Origin of the sequence: Variovorax sp. 22077, from assembly GCF_052044195.1 — a bacterium.
GTDB lineage: Bacteria > Pseudomonadota > Gammaproteobacteria > Burkholderiales > Burkholderiaceae_C > Variovorax > Variovorax atrisoli.
On the sequence record NZ_JBQEQC010000016.1, the window covers coordinates 47,403 to 64,979 of the forward strand.

The 17,577-nt window shown below is 69.1% G+C and carries 17 protein-coding genes; 3 read left to right on the forward strand and 14 right to left on the reverse strand.

Translation table 11 applies throughout. The features are described 5' to 3' along the window. Positions 1 to 47: 47 nt before the first annotated feature. Positions 48 to 1,199, reverse strand: coding sequence for an RNA polymerase-binding protein DksA (dksA, locus tag ACTJLF_RS22075; RefSeq protein WP_405054268.1), 1,152 nt, complete (start codon positions 1,197 to 1,199; stop codon positions 48 to 50). Between the two features lie 219 nt (positions 1,200 to 1,418). Between dksA and ACTJLF_RS22080 the strand changes: the two genes are divergently transcribed. After that, complete coding sequence (locus tag ACTJLF_RS22080; protein ID WP_440883909.1) at positions 1,419 to 2,924, forward strand: YdgA family protein; 1,506 nt, start codon at positions 1,419 to 1,421, stop codon at positions 2,922 to 2,924. A 109-nt stretch (positions 2,925 to 3,033) separates the two neighbouring features. Here the strand turns inward: ACTJLF_RS22080 and ACTJLF_RS22085 are convergent, their stop codons facing one another. The 12 genes from ACTJLF_RS22085 to ACTJLF_RS22140 form a co-directional block, all read right to left on the reverse strand. Then, complete coding sequence (locus ACTJLF_RS22085; RefSeq protein WP_126182522.1) at positions 3,034 to 4,086, reverse strand: CobW family GTP-binding protein; 1,053 nt, start codon at positions 4,084 to 4,086, stop codon at positions 3,034 to 3,036. Between the two features lie 109 nt (positions 4,087 to 4,195). Continuing rightward, positions 4,196 to 5,419, reverse strand: a complete 1,224-nt coding sequence (locus tag ACTJLF_RS22090) for a class I SAM-dependent rRNA methyltransferase (RefSeq protein ID WP_019656742.1) — start codon at positions 5,417 to 5,419, stop codon at positions 4,196 to 4,198. A gap of 13 nt (positions 5,420 to 5,432) precedes the next feature. Next, the gene (locus ACTJLF_RS22095) at positions 5,433 to 6,386 is read right to left on the reverse strand and encodes a tyrosine recombinase XerC (RefSeq protein ID WP_126182521.1); all 954 of its coding nucleotides are present in this window, start codon (positions 6,384 to 6,386) and stop codon (positions 5,433 to 5,435) included. A gap of 119 nt (positions 6,387 to 6,505) precedes the next feature. Further along, positions 6,506 to 7,141 carry a YdcF family protein gene (locus ACTJLF_RS22100; protein WP_126182520.1) on the reverse strand — a complete coding sequence of 212 codons (636 nt, stop codon included), beginning with the start codon at positions 7,139 to 7,141 and terminating at the stop codon, positions 6,506 to 6,508. Then, positions 7,138 to 7,842: a DUF484 family protein gene (locus ACTJLF_RS22105; RefSeq protein WP_019656739.1), complete on the reverse strand. Its 705-nt coding sequence runs from the start codon at positions 7,840 to 7,842 to the stop codon at positions 7,138 to 7,140. Before ACTJLF_RS22105 ends, ACTJLF_RS22100 begins: the two co-directional genes overlap by 4 nt. Then, positions 7,839 to 8,714, reverse strand: a complete 876-nt coding sequence (dapF, locus tag ACTJLF_RS22110; protein ID WP_126182519.1) for a diaminopimelate epimerase — start codon at positions 8,712 to 8,714, stop codon at positions 7,839 to 7,841. Before dapF ends, ACTJLF_RS22105 begins: the two co-directional genes overlap by 4 nt. A gap of 105 nt (positions 8,715 to 8,819) precedes the next feature. Next, entirely contained in the window at positions 8,820 to 9,134 is a 315-nt protein-coding gene (locus tag ACTJLF_RS22115; RefSeq protein ID WP_019656737.1) for a GNAT family N-acetyltransferase, read from the reverse strand. A 124-nt stretch (positions 9,135 to 9,258) separates the two neighbouring features. Then, a complete protein-coding gene (locus ACTJLF_RS22120; RefSeq protein WP_240649899.1) occupies positions 9,259 to 10,878 on the reverse strand; it encodes an MFS transporter in 1,620 nt (539 codons plus the stop codon). Further along, complete coding sequence (locus tag ACTJLF_RS22125) at positions 10,871 to 11,269, reverse strand: DoxX family protein (RefSeq protein WP_126182872.1); 399 nt, start codon at positions 11,267 to 11,269, stop codon at positions 10,871 to 10,873. The genes ACTJLF_RS22120 and ACTJLF_RS22125 overlap by 8 nt, the downstream gene beginning before the upstream one ends. 8 nt (positions 11,270 to 11,277) lie before the next feature. Beyond that, complete coding sequence (locus tag ACTJLF_RS22130; protein WP_206169122.1) at positions 11,278 to 13,170, reverse strand: amidohydrolase; 1,893 nt, start codon at positions 13,168 to 13,170, stop codon at positions 11,278 to 11,280. Positions 13,171 to 13,274: 104 nt separating this feature from the next. Continuing rightward, on the reverse strand, positions 13,275 to 13,574 hold the full coding sequence (locus ACTJLF_RS22135; protein WP_126182517.1) for a DUF1427 family protein: 300 nt from the start codon (positions 13,572 to 13,574) through the stop codon (positions 13,275 to 13,277). Positions 13,575 to 13,708: 134 nt separating this feature from the next. Continuing rightward, positions 13,709 to 14,362 (reverse strand): hydrolase, encoded by a 654-nt coding sequence (locus ACTJLF_RS22140; protein WP_440883910.1) that lies wholly within the window; start codon positions 14,360 to 14,362, stop codon positions 13,709 to 13,711. A gap of 208 nt (positions 14,363 to 14,570) precedes the next feature. Between ACTJLF_RS22140 and ACTJLF_RS22145 the strand changes: the two genes are divergently transcribed. Further along, positions 14,571 to 15,479 carry a LysR family transcriptional regulator gene (locus ACTJLF_RS22145; RefSeq protein ID WP_026346599.1) on the forward strand — a complete coding sequence of 303 codons (909 nt, stop codon included), beginning with the start codon at positions 14,571 to 14,573 and terminating at the stop codon, positions 15,477 to 15,479. A 46-nt stretch (positions 15,480 to 15,525) separates the two neighbouring features. Then, entirely contained in the window at positions 15,526 to 16,908 is a 1,383-nt protein-coding gene (locus tag ACTJLF_RS22150) for a DUF4303 domain-containing protein (RefSeq protein ID WP_126182516.1), read from the forward strand. Positions 16,909 to 16,920: 12 nt separating this feature from the next. On the opposite strand, the gene ACTJLF_RS22155 is transcribed toward ACTJLF_RS22150, so the two are convergent. Beyond that, entirely contained in the window at positions 16,921 to 17,550 is a 630-nt protein-coding gene (locus tag ACTJLF_RS22155) for a 2-hydroxychromene-2-carboxylate isomerase (protein ID WP_126182515.1), read from the reverse strand. Positions 17,551 to 17,577: the final 27 nt, after the last annotated feature.

Below are 17,577 nucleotides of genomic sequence, written 5' to 3' on the forward strand. Positions count from 1 at the left end.
CGGAAAAGGCTATCGAAGACGCTGGCTCTTATCTACCTTGGAGTGCTTCAGTCCCCGAACATCTTCTGCTTCAGCTCGCGGCGCTGCTGCGCCTCGAGCGACAGCGTCGCCGTCGGGCGGGCCAGCAGGCGGCCGACACCGATGGGCTCGCCGGTCTCGTCGCAGTAGCCGTAGTCGCCGGCGTCGATGCGCTGGATCGACTGCTCGATCTTCTTGAGCAGCTTGCGCTCGCGGTCGCGGGTGCGCAGTTCGAGGGCATGTTCCTCCTCGATGGTGGCGCGGTCGGCCGGATCGGGCACGACCACCGTGTCTTCACGCAGGTGCTCGGTGGTCTCGCCGGCGTTCTCGAGGATGCCGCGCTTGAGCGCTTCGAGCTTCAGGCGGAAGAACGCCATCTGCTTTTCGTTCATGTACTCGTCGTCCGGCATCGCGATGACTTCGGCATCGGTCAGTTCGGCGGGCGATTTGGTTTTCCAGTTGTTGGCCAGTTTCGGATCTTTCTTGATGGCGAGGGGCGGCGGAGGCACCAGCGCGTTGGAATGGGTCGGGGAGAAGGTGGACTTGGCGGCCGTCGACGCCACCGACTGCGGCATCGAGGGGACGGTCAGTTGCGACAGCCGGGACACGCGGCCGCCACGCGCGGCGGGAGCTGGCGTGGGGGTTTGGGCGGGCATCGAGGGTGTCGCCGGAGCGGAAGTGGAGGCGGCAGCCGTTTTTTTCATGGGGATCGGGGGAACAGAAGAAACAGCCGCAGGACGGCCGACAGGTTTGGATGACGATGCGCCCGCGTCCGCGCTCTTCGTGGCGGCAGTTGCAGGCTTGGCGGACTTCTTTGTCGCAGCGGTCGCGGCCTTGGCCGGCGGCGCTGCGGGCTTCTTGGACGGGGCGCTCTTCTCGCTCTTCTCCTTGGTCGCGGAACCGGAAGCCTTCGCGGCCGCAGGTACAGCCTGCTTCGCAGCCGGCGCCTTCTTGGCGGCGGGCTTGGTTGCTGGCGTGGCCTTGGCGGCGGGTTTCTTCACGGTGACTGGCTCCTTGGACGAACTGGAACGCGCTTTCACTGGGTGCCTCCTCCCATGGGCGCCCTTGCGGCCTCCGGCCGCACAGGCCCCCGTTGTCGGGGTGCCCGCCATGTGGCGAACCCCGGGGTTATACCCCCGAAAGCCCGCCAGAAACGTACGGCGCCCCATGCCGGAAGTCACATCTTGTCCCTGGGATCAGGACGTGGCTTGCGAAACAGGCGCGCGATTGTATAGAGAACTCGAAGGCGCGGGACATGTTCGGCGTGCCGTCCGACTCCGTTAGCATCGCGCGGCGCCGCCGGAGGGGGCGGCGCGCGGCTCCGGCGCCTTGTCCATATGGCGCCGGGGGCCTATCCGATCACTCCGATCGATCGCAAGACATACAAGAAAGCACGAGCCTTGAACAAGAAAGCAGTTTTGGGAGTCCTGGCCGCAGCCATCGCCGTCGCCTACGGCGGCAGCACCTGGTGGGCCGGTTCGCAGATCAAGTCGCGCTACGACGCCGCACTGGACGAGCTGCCGAAGCAGACCGCCCTGGTGCGCGTGACCGAGCGCAAGTACGAGCGCGGCTTCCTGGGCGCGGTCAGCACCGTCACGCTGGAGATCGGCTGCGCGGCCGATGCCGCGGCAAGCGCGCAGCAGCCCGCCGCCGACCCGGCCGAAGACGAAGAAGAGCAGGCCGAGGAAGACGGCGACTCCGCCATCAAGCCGCCGAAGCAGCTGCGCCTGACCATCCGCGACACCATCCACCACGGCCCGCTGGCCGGCGGCACGCTGGCGGCCGCCACCATCGACAGCGAACTGGTGCTCGACGACAAGGCCCGGGCCGCGGCGAAGAAGCTGTTCGGCGAGGCCAGGCCCCTGTCGGCGCGCACCAAGGTCGGCTTCGATGGCGCCTTCACCACCGACCTGACGGTCGCGCCCGCCAAGTTGGCCGAGGACGGCAAGGGCCGCCTCGACTGGCAGGGCGTGCAGGCCCGCGTGGAGGTGAACGCCGCGCGCACCCACGCCCGCTACGACCTGAGCATGCCCGGCCTCGACTTCAGCGACGCGAAGAGCGGCGTGACCATGAAGATGGGCAAGCTCGTCGCCAAGGCCGACCTGGACAGCAGCGCCGGCTGGTTCCTGGCCACCGGCAAAACCGAGGGCCGGCTCGACACCCTGGAATTCACCGTCTCGAAGAAGGCGGCCGAGGACGGCGCCGAACCGCCGAAGGCGCTGCCGCCCGTCGTTCTGCAGGGCATCGACCTGGTGGGCGACGCAAGCATCAAGGACGGCCTCTACGCCTCCACCGGCACGCTCAGGGGCACCGGCAAGATCGGCAATACGAAGATCGACAAGTTCGAACTGACCAGCGGCGCGCGCCGCATCCACGGCGCCGGCTACAGGAAGCTGGCCGACGCATGGATGCAGTCCAGCGCCGCCAACAGCTGCGGCAAGGGCGGCAGCAAGGCTTCCCAGGCGGCCATGCAGGCGCTGGTCGAGCAGCTCACGCCCGACCTCAAGGCCATGGCCAAGTACGCGCCCGAGGCCGGCATCGACAAGATGCTGGTCGAGATCGACGGCAAGCGCGCCGAGCTCGGCTACTCAGCCGGCATGGCCGGCGTGACGGACGAAGACCTGCAGCTGCCGGGCACGGCGCTGATGATGAAGCGCGGCGTGCTCAAGGCCCACGCGCGGCTGCCCATGAAGTGGCTCGAGAAGCTGGCCGAGACCGGCGCAGAGAGCGGCCAGACGCCCCCGCCCGAAATGGTGGCCGGCCTGGTCGAACAGGGCGAGCAAAGTGGCTTCGTGAAGCGCGACGGCGACGACGTCACCGCCCAGGTGGAGTTCAGCGAAGGCGCCCTGAAGGTCAACGGCAAGCCGCTGGGCGAGGCGCCCGGCATGAACGGCTCGGGCAAGTAGCCGGGTTCGTCGGGAAACACCGTGGAACCGGCTTTGCCGGGCCACCGGTGTTGCCCCCTGAAAGGGGGTTGGCGCAGCGACACGAAGTGCGCGCAGCCTGGGGGTCAGCCTAGACCAGGCACTGCTCCAGGCCCTGCTCCAGGATCTCGCGCGGCAGCTCGATGCCGATGAACACCATGCGGCTCTGGCGCGCCTCGTCCTTGCCCCATTCCGGGCCCAGGTCGCTGCCCATGAGCTGGTGCACGCCCTGGAAGATCACCTTGCGCTCGGTGCCCTTCATGTTCAGCACGCCCTTGTAGCGCAGCATGCGCGGGCCGTAGATGTTGACGATCGCGCCCAGGAAGTCTTCCAGCTTGGCAGGGTCGAAGGCGCGGTCGGCCTTGTAGACGAAGCTCTTCACGTCGTCGTCCACGTGGTGGTGGTGGCCATGGCCGTCGTGCTTGTGCGAGGGGTGGTCGCAGTGCTCGCCATGCGCGTGGTCATGGTGGTGATGGTCGTGGTCGTCTTCCTTGAGGAAGTCGGGGTCGATGTCGAGCTTGGCGTTCAGGTTGAAGCCGCGCAGGTCGAAGATGTCCTTGAGCGGCACTTCGCCGAAATGCGCCTTCTGCTGCGGCGCGCGCGGGTTCATGTGCTTCAGGCGGTGGATCAGCGCGTCGGTCTCCTCGGCCGAGACCAGGTCGCTCTTGCTGATGAAGATTTGGTCGGCGAAGCCCACCTGGCGGCGCGCTTCCTGGCGGTCGTTGAGCTGCTGCGGCGCGTGCTTGGCATCCACCAGCGTGAGGATCGAGTCGAGCAGGTAGCTCTCGGCGATCTCGTCGTCCATGAAGAAGGTCTGGGCCACGGGGCCGGGGTCGGCCAGGCCGGTGGTCTCGATCACCACGCGGTCGAAGTCGAGCAGGCCCTGGCGCTTCTTGGCGGCCAGCAGCTGCAGCGCCTCGCGCAGGTCTTCGCGGATGGTGCAGCAGACGCAGCCGTTGCTCATCTGCACGATCTGCTCCTTCGACTCGGTCACGAGGATGTCGCTGTCGATGTTCTCCTCGCCGAACTCGTTCTCGATGACCGCGATCTTCTGGCCGTGGGCCTCGGTCAGGATGCGTTTGAGCAGCGTGGTCTTGCCCGAGCCGAGAAAGCCGGTGAGGATGGTCGCGGGAATGAGGGCCATGGGGAAAGTGCTCCGGAAGCGGAAAACGGGAAATGGGGGCCGTGGAAGGCGCGGCCCGGCAGTTTAGCCAATGCCACTGAGTTGCGTTGCCGGCAGGGTCAAGCGTCGTTCAGGCAGGCTTCCTGACCACCACCAGCCCCTTCAGGTATTCGCCTTCCGGGAATTCGATGGTCATCGGATGGTCGGGCGCAGCACCCAGCCGCTCGGCGATGTAGCCGTCCACGCCCGCATCGAGCCCCGCCGAGGCCACGATCTTGTGGAACAGGTCGGCGCTGATGCCGCCCGAGCACGAGAAGGTCAGGAGCACCCCGCCCGGCTCCAGGATCTTCAGCGCCAGCCGGTTGATGTCCTTGTAGGCCCGCGAGGCCCGCTCGGCATGCGCCACGGTGGGCGCGAACTTGGGCGGATCGAGCACGATGGCGTCGAAGGTGCGGCCCTGGTCGATGAACTCGCGCAGCACCGTGTTGACGTTGGCGTCGAGGAACTCGGCCTCGATGCCCTGCCCGCCGGCGGCATCGAAGCCGTTGAGCGCCAGATGCCCCCTCGCCCGCTCCAGCGCCGGCAGCGACGAATCGACCGACACCAGCTGCGCGCCCTCGAGCGCGCCCGCGGCCTTCAGCCCCGCCAGTGCCGCCACGGTGAACCCGCCCGTGTAGCAGAAGCAGTTCAGCACGCGCCTGAAGCGCCGGTGCTGCGCCAGCTCGGCGAAGCGCTGGCGGCTGTCGCGCTGGTCGAGGTAGAAGCCGGTCTTGTGGCCGGTGGCGACGTCCAGCGACAGCTTCCAGCCGTGCTCGCGGATCACGATCTCGGTCGGCCCTTCGCCGCGCAGCCAGCCGGTGACCGGCTTCAGGCCCTCGCGCTCGCGGCCGCTCGCGTCGGAGCGCTCGTAGAGCTTCGAAAGACCCGTGGCCTTCAGCAGCGCATCGGCCAGCGCGCCCTTCCAGCGCTCCACGCCGGCCGAGAGGAACTGCGCCACCAGCGTGTCGCCGTAGCGGTCGACGATCAGCCCCGGCAGTCCGTCGGCCTCGCCGTGCACCAGCCGCACGCCGTCGCTCTGCAGGTCGAACAGGCCTCGCGCGGCCACTGCTCGGGCGCACAGCGAGGCGAGGAAGGCCGCATCGATGCGCTGCGCCTCGGTGAAGCTCCAGGCCCGCGCGCGGATCTTGGAAAGAGGGCTGAAGGCGGCCCATGCGAGAAAGGTGCCGTCGTGCGATTCGACGCGCACAGTCTCGCCGGAGTCGGCGCCGCCGCGCGCGATGGCGGATTCGAACACCCAGGGATGGCGGCGCTGCAGCGAGCGCTCCTTGCCGGGCTTGAGGCGAAGGGTTTTCATTGTTTCTTGTCGCTTACTTGTCTTTGTCTTCGCGGGCCTTGGCCCGCGGATGCGCCGCGTCGTAGACCTTGGCCAGGTGCTGGAAGTCCAGCCGCGTGTAGACCTGCGTGGTCGCGATGCTGGCGTGGCCCAGCAACTCCTGCACCGCGCGCAGGTCGCTGCTGGACTGCAGCACGTGGCTCGCGAAGGAATGGCGCAGCATGTGCGGATGCACCGGCGCCGAGAGGCCGGCCTTGAGGCTGCGCTCGCGCAGCAGCTTCCACACCGCCTGCGACGACATGCGCATGCCCTTGGCGCTGATGAAGAGCGCGGCCGCGGCCTGGGGGTCGCGCAGCCGGGCGGTGGTGAGCCCGGGGCAGTCGCCGCGCACCGCGAGCCAGTCGCGCAGCGCCTCGCCCGCCTTGCTGCCGATGGGCACGATGCGGCGCTTGCTGCCCTTGCCGAGCACGCTGGCCTCCATCGCATCGAGATCGACCCAGCCGCGCGCCGTGGCGCTGGCCTGCGCGTCGAGCCCAGTGAGCTCGCTCACGCGCAGGCCGCAGCCGTAGAGCACCTCGACGATGGCGCCGTCGCGCGTCTCGGTCCAGGGGTCGGCCTCGGGGTCGTAGAGCTCGGCGAGCCGGACCGCGTCGTCCACGCCCAGCGCCTTGGGCAGCGGCCGGCCGGCCTTGGGCGCGTGCACGTCCTGCACCGGGTTGAAGCCGACCAGCCCTTCGTGCCCCAGCCAGCGGTAGAAGCTGCGCCAGCACGACAGCACCAGCGCGATGCCGCGCGGCTCGCGCCCGGCGCTGTGCAGCTGCGCCATCCAGCGGCGGATGTGGGCCGTCTGCACGCGGTCCAGCGGCAGCTTCGCTTCGGCGGCGTGCTCGCGCAGGGACTGCAGGTGGAAGGCGTAGAGCTCGACCGTACGCGCCGCGAGCCGGCGCTCGACGCGCACGTGCTCCAGGTATTTCTCGATCCAGTCCATTTGCTCAGCGCAGGGCCAGGCTCAGGAATGCCGCGGAACCGGCTTTGCCGGGCCGCAGGTGTCGCCCCCGGCGAGGGGTTAGGCGGAGCGACACGAAGTGCGCGAAGCCTGGGGGCGCACTAGAAGAGGTAGCCATGGGCCGCATTGTTGATGATGGCCGCCGGCTCGCGCAACGCGCCCTTGGATAAGGGCCCGAGCGCCTGCCAGCAGGACGTGGGCGCTGCCGCGTACTGCACGTCGAAGCTCTTGTCGAAGCCGCTCATCTTCACGAGACGCTCGACGCGCCACAGATGGAAGGGCTCCGACACGATGACCACGCGGCGCACCCCCGCGGCCAGCAGCAGCGGGCGCGACAGCGACAGGTTCAGCCTCGTGGAGGTCGATGCGGGCTCCAGCACCATCGGCCCGGTGAAGCCCGAGGCGATGGCGTGCTCGCCCATCGTGATGGCCTCGATGCGGCTGTCCTCGGAATCCACGCCGCCCGAGAAGGCCAGCTGCCTCACGAGCCCGGCCTTCGCCAGCGCCAGGGCCGTATCGACACGACCGGTCAGGCACGGGTGCGGCTTGCCGTCGAGGTACGCGCGGCTGCCGAGCACCAGCGCCGCGTCGGCCTGGCGCCGGGGCGGATTCGCGAGCAGGTCTTCGGAATGCCGCCAGTTGAACGCCCCGATGGCCGCATACACCAGCAGCACGCCCGCCAGCCCGCAGGCCAGCACGACCTGCCAGGGCCAACGCAGCCAGCGCGGGCGTTTCAAGGACGCAGCCGCGAAAGCGCGCCCGAGGCCAGCTCGGCGATGCGCTCGAGGAAGTCGGTGCCCATCTCGGAGTTGAAGCGCTGGGCGTCGGGCGAGGCCAGCACCAGCAGCCCGAAGGCCGGCGCCTCGGGGCCGGGGCGCAGCGGAATCAGCGCGATCGACATCGCGGACTGCGGCTCCGGCAGCCAGCTGGAGGCCTCGAAGCCCGAGTTCAGCCCGCAGTACGGCGAGGTCAGCGAGGTGGCCAGCGCCTTCACGTCGTCGCTCACCCACTGGGCGTAGGCCTCGTTGAGGTACTCGCCGCTGCAGTCCCATACCTTGATGGCCGTCTGCGGCACCAGGAAGAGCGACTGCAGGTCGACCGCGATGCGGTACGGCAGGCTGCGCGGGTCGCGCGTGGTCAGCAGGCCCGTGGTCCAGCGCTGCAGGCGGTCGGCGATGACGACGTTCTCGGTGCCGTGGCGCATCATGTCCATCAGGCGATGCTCCAGCGCCTTGATCTTCTCGCGCAGCATCTCGGCCTGGCGCTCCTGCAGGCTCACGGCGCGGTTGCCGTGCGGGCTGGTGAGCTGCACCTGCGCCAGCAGCTGCGCATGGCGCTCGAAGAAGTCGGGCGTGTTCGCCAGGTAGTTGGCGATGTCGTCTTCGGTGATCGGATTCATGGCGTTGGCGTCGTTGTTGTTGCTCGTGAATTGGGTCATGGCAGCTCCGGCACCTCGATGTCTCCCTCGAAGACCGTGACGGCCGGCCCGGTCATCAGCACCGGCTGGCCCTCCCCCTGCCACTCGATCGTCAGCACGCCGCCGTGCGTCTGCACGTCCACGCGGCGCTCCAGCAGCCCCAGGCGGATGCCCGCAACCACCGCCGCGCAGGCGCCGGTGCCGCAGGCCAGCGTTTCGCCGGCGCCGCGCTCGAACACCCGCAGCCGGATGTTGGAACGATCGACCACCTGCATGAACCCGGCGTTCACCCGCTGCGGAAAGCGCGGGTGGTGCTCGATCCGCGGGCCCTGCTCGGCCACGGGCGCGGTGTCGACGTCGTCCACCACCTGCACCGCATGCGGGTTGCCCATCGAGAGCACAGCTACGGAAACGATAGCGCTGCCGGCGTGGGTGCCGAGGGCCAGGTGCCACTTGTGCCACCCGCCCTCGGGCTGGGGGTCGAGCCCGGCGGGGTCGAAGGGCACGCGGGCGGGTTCGAAGATGGGAGCGCCCATGTCGACAGTGACGCGGCCGTCGGCGCCCATGCGGGGCTCGATCACGCCGGAGAGCGTCTGCACGCGCACCTGCTTCTTCCCGGTCAGCTGGTGTTCGCTGACATAGCGCATGAAGCAGCGCGCGCCGTTGCCGCACTGCTCCACCTCGCCGCCGTCGGAGTTGTGGATCACGTACTGGAAGTCGATGCCTTCGCCCGGCGAGGGCCGCACCGTGAGGATCTGGTCGGCGCCGACGCCGAAGTGGCGGTCGGCCAGAAAGCGGTATTGCGCGGCGCTGAGGCCCAGCGTGCCGCGTGTTTCGTCCAGCACGACGAAATCGTTGCCGGCTCCCTGCATCTTGGTAAAGCGGATTCGCATCCGGGGATTATCGCCACGGGCATCGCCCCTGGCGACCGCAGGCCCAAGCCGTCCACTGCAGGGCCCGGAAGTGCCCCCGGCCTGGATGACCAGGCGCCGGCCGTCTCAGAGACCGAGCAGCGTGCGGCCCTCATCGGCCAGCAGGTCGTGGGTTTCGGGATGCGTGCGCATGTAGGCGGCGAACACGGGGCACTTCGGAACGACGCGCAGGCCGCGCTCGCGCGCGGAGGCCAGCCCCGCCAGCACCAGTTGCCTGGCAACGCCCTGGCCCTGCAGCGCCTCGGGCACCAGGGTGTGGACGAACGTGATGACGTCGCCCTCGAGGGAGTAGATCGCGACCGCGCGTTCGCCTTGCGACGCGAACTCGAAACGGTGCTTCGACGGATTGTCCTGAACGACGGGGGAAGAAGGCGTGGTCATGAAGAGAATCTCGGTTGGGAAGGGAGGCGTCCGTGGGCGCACGCGCCGCGGACGCCCCGGGTATCGGGCGAACGATCAGGCCGGGATGAACGCCGGCAGATCGGCGTTGACCTGATCGCCCGCGTCAAAGCGCCAGGAAGTGATGCACCTGCGGCTTCTCGGGCCCGATGTGGAATCGCAGCGCCTCGCTCTGCAGGTCCGCGTCGGCGTGCGACACGCGGTGGTGCTGGCGCAAATGCTCGGCCCACGATTCGACCAGGAACCACTCCATCACGCGCTCCGGGTCGGCCGTGTGCTCGTGCACGCCCCAGGCGTAGGCACCGTCGCGGCGGCGCTCCATCGACAGGCGCTTCATCGCCTGCAGGAAGGCCTCGCGGTCGTCCTTGCGGATGCGGTACTCGACCTGGATCATCACCGGCCCGCGGTCGTGCGCCACCGGCTCGGCCAGGAGCGGCTCGGGCCAGTGGTGCGAGGCCTGCAGGTCGGCCTCGCCCGCCGGCAGCCGCACGCGGTGGAAGACGAGGCCCGCCACCACCAGCCCGATGGCGCCGGCCACCAGCGTCATCGGCACGCCGATCTGCTGCGCCACCAGGCCCCAGCCCAGGCTGCCGGCGGCCATCGCGCCGTTGAACACCGTCAGGTACACCGCCAGGCCGCGACCGCGCACCCAGTTCGGCAGGATCGACTGGGCCACGCTGTTGAGCGTGGTCAGCGCCACGATCCAGCCCAGGCCCAGCACCAGCAGCAGCACGACAGCCAGCCACTTCGGCGGCGCGAAGACCAGGCTGCCCATCACGGCCGCCGTGAGCAGCGCGGCCAGCAGCAGCATGCCGTCGGCATCGAGCCGGGCACGCAGCCGCGGCATCACCAATGCACCGCCGATGGCGCCCGCACCCACCGCACCGAGCAGCACGCCGTAGAAGCCGGCCGAGCCGCCGAGCATCTGGCGCGCCACCAGCGGCAGCAGCGCCCACACCGAACTGGCGAACAGGAAGAACACCGCCGCGCGCAGCAGCACCACGTGCAGCTCCTTGCTGGCGCGGGTGTAGCGCAGGCCGGCACGGAAGGCACCCAGGAAGTTCTCCGACAGCGCGGTGTCTTCGGCGGGCGGACGCTTCCACCACAGCAGCGCCGCGATCACGAACACGTAGCTCAGCACGTCGACGCCATAGGTCGCCGCCGCGCCGAAGCTCGCGAGGATCAGCCCGCCCGCGGCCGGCCCGATGGAGCGCGCGATGTTGATGCCCAGCGAATTGAGCGCCACGGCGCCCTTCAGGTCGGACCTTGGCACCAGCTCGGGCACGATCGACTGCCAGGTCGGCCCCATCAGCGCCGCGCCGATGCCGCCCACGAAGGTCAGCGCGATCAGGTATTGCACCGTGAGCGCGCCGGTGTGCGAGAGCACCAGCAGCGTGCCGCTGACCGCCGCGAGCACAAGCTGCACGAAGATCAGGAAGCGCCTGCGGTCGAGGATGTCCGACAGCACGCCGGCCGGAATGGCCAGCAGGAAGATCGGCAGCGTGGCCGCCGTCTGGATCAGCGCCACCGCCGTCGGGCTGGCCGACAGGTCGGTCACCAGCCAGGAGCTGGCCACGTCGCGCATGAAGCTGCCGATGTTGCCCAGCACCGTGGCTGCCCAGAGCACCGCGAAGACCGGCTGGCGCAGCGGCGCGAAGGCGCCGGGCTGGTTCGGCTGAGGTGACGGATGCGGCGGCGTGGCCGCGCCGTGCGAGGTGTCAGACATGTGCACGCTCCTTCAGGTCGAGCCAGGCGACGAGCAGGAAGCCGCCGACAAGGCCCAGGTGCTCGAAGAAGGAGTTCGCCGCCATGAAGCGCTCCTGCCCCACGGGCATCTGCCAGAAGCGCAGCGCCACGAAGGTCGCCATCAGCGTGAATCCGGCCAGGGCCAGCGCACCGAGCCAGCGCAGCCGACCCGTGAGGATCATCGCGGCGGCGCCGAGCTCCAGCACGATCACGGCGATCGCCATCGGGCCGGCAGGCGACAGGCCGAAGTGGTTCATCTCGGCGACGGCCGCCGGGAAGTCGAAGGCCTTCTGCAGGCCGCCCTGCAGGTAGGCCGCGCACAGCAGCAGCAAGGCGACCCAGCGCAGCACGGTGGAAGTGGTCCAGCGCATGGTCATCCTCACACCGCCCAGCAGGCGCAGCCGAGGGCGCCCCAGAAGCTCTTCAGGTCGCCCACGGGCAGCTTGCTGCTCCAGGCCGTGGCGTGGCTGTGGCCGTGCACGTTGCAGTTGTTGGCGCAGCCGCAGGACATGGCTGCATTGCGCATGACCTTCTGCAGCGGCGCCCCCTCCTTCTTGTCGGCCCAGCCGGCATAGCCCCCGAAGGTGCGCGCGGGCGACCAGTCGGGCATGGCCGGGGGCACCGAGCCCTCGTCGTGCGAGGCGAAGGGGCCGGCGCCGTAGACCACCTTGCCGCCCACCATCGTCAGCAGCGCGGTGGTGTCGGCGATGTCCGACTCGGGGCAGGCGAAGAAGTCGCGGTCGGGCACCACGAGGTCGGCGAGCTGGCCGGCCTGGATGCGGCCCTTCTTGCCCTCCTCGTTCGAGAACCAGGTGACGTTCTCGGTCCACATGCGCAGCGCCTGTTCGCGGTCGAGCAGGTTGCGCTGCGGCGTGATCTGCAGGCCACCCACGGTCTTGCCCGTGACCAGCCACGACAGCGACACCCACGGGTTGTACGAGGCCACGCGGGTCGCGTCGGTGCCGGCCGAGACCTTCAGGCCGCGCTCCAGCATGCGCTTGACCGGCGGGGTGGCCTCTGCAGCGGCGGCGCCGTAGCGCTCCACGAAGTATTCGCCCTGGTAGGCCATGCGGTGCTGCACGGCCACGCCGCCACCGAGCGCGGCGATGCGGTCCATCGACTTCTCGGAGATGGTCTCGGCATGGTCGAAGAACCAGTTCAGGCCGGCCAGCGGCGTATCTTTGTTGACCTTCTCGAACACGTCGAGCGAACGGCTGATGGTCTCGTCGTAGGTGGCGTGCATGCGCCAGGGCCAGCGGTTCTGCGCCAGGATGCGCACCACGCCTTCGAGGTCGCCTTCCATCTCGGGCGCCATCTCGGGGCGCGGCTGGCGGAAGTCCTCGAAGTCGGCGGCGGAGAACACCAGCATCTCGCCGGCGCCGTTGTGGCGGAAGTAGTCGTCGCCCTGCTTGTACTTTGAGTTGGCGGTCCAGTTCAGGAAGTCTTCCTTCTCCTGCTTCGGCTTCTGCGTGAACAGGTTGTAGGCCAGGCGGATGGTGAGCTGGCCGTCGTCGGCAAGCTTGCGGATCACTTCGTAGTCGTCGGGATAGTTCTGGTTGCCGCCGCCCGCGTCGATGGCGCCGGTCACGCCCAGGCGGTTGAGCTCGCGCATGAAGTGGCGCGTGGAATTGAGCTGGTAGTCGAAGGGCAGCTTCGGGCCCTTGGCCAGCGTGGCGTAGAGGATGGCCGCGTTGGGCTTGGCCAGCAGCAGGCCGGTGGGGTTGCCGGCGCTGTCGCGCACGATCTCGCCACCGGGCGGCGCGGGCGTGTCCTTGGTGTAGCCCACTGCGCGCAGCGCGGCGCCGTTGAGCAGCGCGCGGTCGTACAGGTGCAGGATGAAGACCGGCGTGTCGGGCGCGACGGCGTTCAGTTCCTCGATGGTCGGCAGGCGCTTTTCCACGAACTGGTGCTCGGTGAAGCCGCCCACCACGCGCACCCACTGCGGCGCGGGTGTGATCGCCACCTGGCGCTTGAGCATGTTCATGGCGTCGGCCAGGCTCCTCACGCCGTCCCACCGCAACTCCATGTTGAAGTTCAGGCCGCCGCGGATGATGTGCAGGTGGTTGTCGATGAGCCCCGGCAGCACGCGCTTGCCCTGCAGGTCGATCACGCGGGTGGCGCCGCCGGCCAGCGGCAGCACGTCTTCGGCGCGGCCCACGCGGGTGAAGCGGCCGTCCTTGATGGCCACGGCGTCGGCCACCGGGTTGGCGCGGTCCAGGGTGGTGAAACGGCCGTTGTGCAGGATCAGGTCGGGGGTTTCGGTGTTGGTCATGTTGCTGGAAAGAGAGGCGACCGCGAGGCCGGGGGCTGCGAGGGTGGCGCCGAGCGCTCCGAGGGAGCCAAGGAGGCGGCGGCGGCTGGGGTCTGAGGACTGGTTCATGCGTCGTGCCTTTCGGAGGACGGGGCCTGTGCCTTGTTGGCCGCGGTGGATTCAGGCTGCGCGCACTGGGGCAGCTCGCCGAACACGTGCGGCTTGACCTGGTGGTGCAGCCACGAGGTGGCCACCGCTTCGGGCTTGATCACGCTCTTGATGAGCGGCGGGATCTGCTCGCCGAGCAGGATCCCCAGAAGCCCCACCAGGGCGATGACCGGCGGCGCCGGCGAGCGCACCTGGAAGAGTGCGTAGATCACGCCGACCAGGAGGCCGAGCGCGAGCGAGAGGACATAGGGCTTCATGGTCAGCTTGTCTTTGAGGAAAGTTGTCGAGAGCACGGCGCGAGGTGCGAAGAAACCGTAGCGAGCGCTCCGAGGTCGCGCCGAGGACCGCAGGTGCGAGATCGGGGCGCGCAGTAGGTTTGTTCCTGCCTCGATCAACCTTCGTGGGCGCTGAACATGGTCTTGGCGTAGGTCACGCCCAGGCCGTAGGCGCCGCCCACCTTCTTCGCGATGCCGGTGGTCAGCTCATAGGTCTCGCCGCGGGCCCAGTCGCGCTGCAGCTCGAGCAGGTATTGCAGCGAGGTCATCGGCTGCGCGCCGGCCTGCACCATGCGCTCCATCGCGCGGTTGTGCGCCTCGGTCGAGACGTCGCCGCAGGCGTCGGCGATCACGTACACCTCGAAACCCTGGTCCAGCGCCGACAGCGCCGGGCCCACGATGCAAACGCTGGTCCACAGGCCTGCCAGCACGATGCGCGGCTTGCCGATCTGGTTCACGCGCTCGATCACGGCGGCGTCTTCCCAGGTGTTCATCGAGGTGCGGTCCAGCATCTTCTCGCCCGGGAAGGCGTCGGTGATCTCGCTGAACATCGGGCCCGAGAAGCTCTTCTCGGCCACCGTCGTGAGGATGGTCGACACGCCGAAGCCGGCCGCCGCCTGCGCCACCAGCGCGGCGTTGTTGCGCAGGTTCACGGCGTCGATCGAGTGCGTGGCGAAGGCCATCTGCGACTGGAAGTCGATCATCACCAGCGTGTGATCGGTGGGCTTGAGCAGCTTGGAACCGGCGGTGGGGGTGGCTTTGAGGGACATGTGAAAAACTCCTGCGGGTTGGTTGAATGTTCGATCTGATTCACAATCGCTTCCGGAGAGGAATCTCCTTGGCATGGAACGAATCATCGGGGGCCTCGAGGCAGTCATCGACGAAACTTTTCATCCTCAATGATCGAATTTTTTGAACGTTGATTTCCAGCCCCCTTTCGGTCCACCTCCATCCCCTCCCAACCCCTCGGGCCACCGCATGCTCAAACTCAGCCTGGAAGCCATCGAGATCGTCGACGCCATCGCGCGCCATGGCTCCTTTGCCGCAGCCGCCTCGCATCTCAACAAGGTGCCCTCGACCATCTCCTATGCCGTCGGCAAGCTGGAGGAGCAGCTCGGCATGCTGCTTTTCGATCGCAACGGCCCGCGCGTGAGCCTCACCGCGGCCGGGGAAGAAATGCTCAAGGAGGGCCGCTGGCTGCTCGGCGCCGCGAGCGACCTCGAATCGCGCATGCGCCAGATCGCGACCGGCTACGAGTCGGAGATCCGGCTGGTGCACGACTCGCTCATTCCCACCCAGGCCCTCATCGGCGACATCCGCGCCTTCGAAGACCTGCGCTGCGGCACGCGGCTGCGCATCGGCTGCGAGGCGCTCACCGGCAGCTGGGAGGCGCTGCGCGAGGGCCGCGCCGACATCGTCATCGCCGCGGGCGACGGCCCCGCCGGCGGCGGCTACCAGGCCGTGACCGTGGGCAGCCTCGACTTCGCCTTCTGCGTGGCGCCCACGCACCCGCTCACGCGCCTGGGCCGCCCGCTGCAGCGCGGCGACCTGATCGAGTGCAACGCCATCGTGGTGGGCGACAGCGCCCGCACGCTCTCGGAGCGCACCGTCGGCCTGATGGCCGGCCAGCCGCGCATCACCGTGCCGTCGATGCCAGCGAAGATCGCCTGCCAGGTGGCCGGCCTGGGCCACGGCTTCCTGCCGCGCGCCTGCATCACGCAAGAGCTGAAGCGCGGCACGCTGGTCGAGCTGGCCACCGAGGAACCGCGCCCGCCCGAAGCCTTCTGGCTCGCCTGGAAGACCGGCGCGCAGGGGCAGGCGCTGCGCTGGTGGCGCGAGCGGATGAATCGAAAACTGATACCGGCGCTGCTGCCGCGGTCGAGCTGAGCCCCGACCGCCGCACAGAATCTCAAGCAGGAAAAGACACGCCCGCATGACCCACTGGAAAGCGCTGGAGCCTCTGATCGTCGAGGACGCCACCCGCGCGCTGCGCGCACTGCTCGACGAGAACCCTGGCGAGCAGTTCTACGCCGCCGCCTTCCACGGCATGTACCGCGAGCTCGACGGGCCGATCTACCTGCCCTCGCTCTGCGCGAACAGCGTGGGCGCCCGCGAAGGCGACGAGCCCTCGGGCGACTTCTGGTCAGCGGAATGGAACCCGGCCGACTGGCGTTGGGACGAGATCCAGTTCTCCAGCGCGGCCCTGGACGCGGCGGCAAACGCCGCATGCGAGATCACCCGCAACGACACCCGCGAAGGGTGGCTTCTCGCACAGCAGGAATGCATCGACATGCTCGTCTCGGCCGCACGAAAGGTCCGGGCCGCGCTGGGCGACGCGCCCCAGCTCACGCCGGACTTCGTGCTCTTCCTGCACGACGAGGAGAACAGCCTCGAACTGGCTTGCCGCTGCATCGGCGATGCCGCATTCCACTCGCTCTTTCCCAAGGAAGCGCTGGCGCAGCGGGAGCGCATGCGCGTCGCGGCCCTGCCCGCCGAAGAACGAGTGAGTTGGCTGGTCGGACGCCTCGGCCGCTTCGACGGCCAGCCGGTCGATGCCGAGGAGGCGGAGAAATGGCTCATCGACATGGGCGCACCCGCGGTGCCGGCACTGATCGAGCAGCTGGCCCGACCGCGAGGAAGGTTCGGCTGCGAAGCCGCCAGGATGCTCGGGCGCATCGGGCTTGCGACGCCCGAGGTGCTGGCCGCGCTGCGCAGCAAGCTGCTTGCGCCGGCAGACAAGCCCACGCATGCCTGGTGCGCAGCGACCCTGGCCTACCTCGACGACAGCGGATGGCTTTTCGAACGGCTCGCCGAGTGGCGCGGCGAGCCCGATCGAGCAGCGGTCGCCATCCGCGGGCTGTGCGCTCCGTACTCGTCCTTTCGCGACCCGACACCCGTGGCGCTCGACTATCGACCGCTGGAAACCCTGCTCTCGGGCCCCGCCACCGAAGTCGCCGTCGTGCATGAAAAGCTCAGGCCCGGCAGCGGCTACTGCACATTGCGCGCTGCAGAGATCGACGAGGCACTGCGCGGCCTGGCGTCGCCGCACGCCTTGGTTCGCCGGCATGCGGCCAGCCTGCTGGAGGAAAGAGGGCTCGGTGCCGAAGCCGGTGGGCGCATCCTGCCGGCGCTGGCCGATCGCCTTGCGCATGACGAGAACGCTGACGTGCGCTGGCAAGCCGTTCGCGGGCTCATGGCCTGGAAACGCGCGGCGCTGCCATGGCAGGCCGCTGTGCGGCACGCCGCACGGCACGATGCAGAAGAGCGCGTGCGTGAAGCCGCCCGCCAATGCCTCGGCGAGCAGGGCAGCGCCTGAGGGCAGGTACGCTCAGCCCGCTGCGCGCAGCTTGTCCAGCGCCCGGTCGAGGAACGCGAGCCGGTCCTGGCCCCAGAAGCGCTCGCCGTTCAGGATGAAGGTCGGCGCGCCGAACACGCCTGCTTCGACAGCCTCGGCGCTGTTGGCGCGGTACATCGCCAGCACTTCGGCCGACTGCTCCATCGCCTGCAGCGAGGCGCCGTCGTAGCCGTTCTCGTCGGCCACGGAGATGCGCACTTCGGCTTTCGACGTGTCGCGCTCCTCGGCCCACAGGGCACGCAGCAGCGCGTGCGACAGCGGCTGGGCGTCGAGGCCCTGCAGCTGCGCGGCGATCACCATCCAGCCGGGGTACTTGTTCCAGTTCGGGTCGGTGGGCGCGCCCTTGGGGTAGTGCGCAGGCTCCAGGTTGAGCGGCATGCCGAGGTAGTCGCGCCAGCGCGCAAGTTCGAGCGCGTGGTACGTGCGGCGCGGCTCGGGGCGCGTCTTCAGCGGGATGCCGCCGGTCTGCGGCACCACGGCCTGGAAGTCGTAGGGCTTGAGCGTGAGCCGCACGTGGTGGCGGCGCACGATGTCCTGGAGTTGCGGGCCGCCGAGGTAGGCCCAGGGGGAGGAGAGGCTGTAGTAGCAGTCGAGCGCGATCATGTTTCGATTATCTTCAGCGCATGCCCG

Excerpts from the sequence above, each read along its gene's own strand:
- ACTJLF_RS22085 (WP_126182522.1), bottom strand. The coding sequence starts at position 4,086 with ATGGCCCTCATTCCCGCGACCATCCTCACCGGCTTTCTCGGCTCGGGC.
- ACTJLF_RS22090 (WP_019656742.1), bottom strand. The coding sequence starts at position 5,419 with ATGAAAACCCTTCGCCTCAAGCCCGGCAAGGAGCGCTCGCTGCAGCGC.
- ACTJLF_RS22095 (WP_126182521.1), bottom strand. The coding sequence starts at position 6,386 with ATGGACTGGATCGAGAAATACCTGGAGCACGTGCGCGTCGAGCGCCGG.
- ACTJLF_RS22105 (WP_019656739.1), bottom strand. The coding sequence starts at position 7,842 with ATGACCCAATTCACGAGCAACAACAACGACGCCAACGCCATGAATCCG.
- dapF (WP_126182519.1), bottom strand. The coding sequence starts at position 8,714 with ATGCGAATCCGCTTTACCAAGATGCAGGGAGCCGGCAACGATTTCGTC.
- ACTJLF_RS22115 (WP_019656737.1), bottom strand. The coding sequence starts at position 9,134 with ATGACCACGCCTTCTTCCCCCGTCGTTCAGGACAATCCGTCGAAGCAC.
- ACTJLF_RS22120 (WP_240649899.1), bottom strand. The coding sequence starts at position 10,878 with ATGTCTGACACCTCGCACGGCGCGGCCACGCCGCCGCATCCGTCACCT.
- ACTJLF_RS22125 (WP_126182872.1), bottom strand. The coding sequence starts at position 11,269 with ATGCGCTGGACCACTTCCACCGTGCTGCGCTGGGTCGCCTTGCTGCTG.
- ACTJLF_RS22130 (WP_206169122.1), bottom strand. The coding sequence starts at position 13,170 with ATGACCAACACCGAAACCCCCGACCTGATCCTGCACAACGGCCGTTTC.
- ACTJLF_RS22135 (WP_126182517.1), bottom strand. The coding sequence starts at position 13,574 with ATGAAGCCCTATGTCCTCTCGCTCGCGCTCGGCCTCCTGGTCGGCGTG.
- ACTJLF_RS22140 (WP_440883910.1), bottom strand. The coding sequence starts at position 14,362 with ATGTCCCTCAAAGCCACCCCCACCGCCGGTTCCAAGCTGCTCAAGCCC.
- ACTJLF_RS22145 (WP_026346599.1), top strand. The coding sequence starts at position 14,571 with ATGCTCAAACTCAGCCTGGAAGCCATCGAGATCGTCGACGCCATCGCG.
- ACTJLF_RS22150 (WP_126182516.1), top strand. The coding sequence starts at position 15,526 with ATGACCCACTGGAAAGCGCTGGAGCCTCTGATCGTCGAGGACGCCACC.
- ACTJLF_RS22155 (WP_126182515.1), bottom strand. The coding sequence starts at position 17,550 with ATGATCGCGCTCGACTGCTACTACAGCCTCTCCTCCCCCTGGGCCTAC.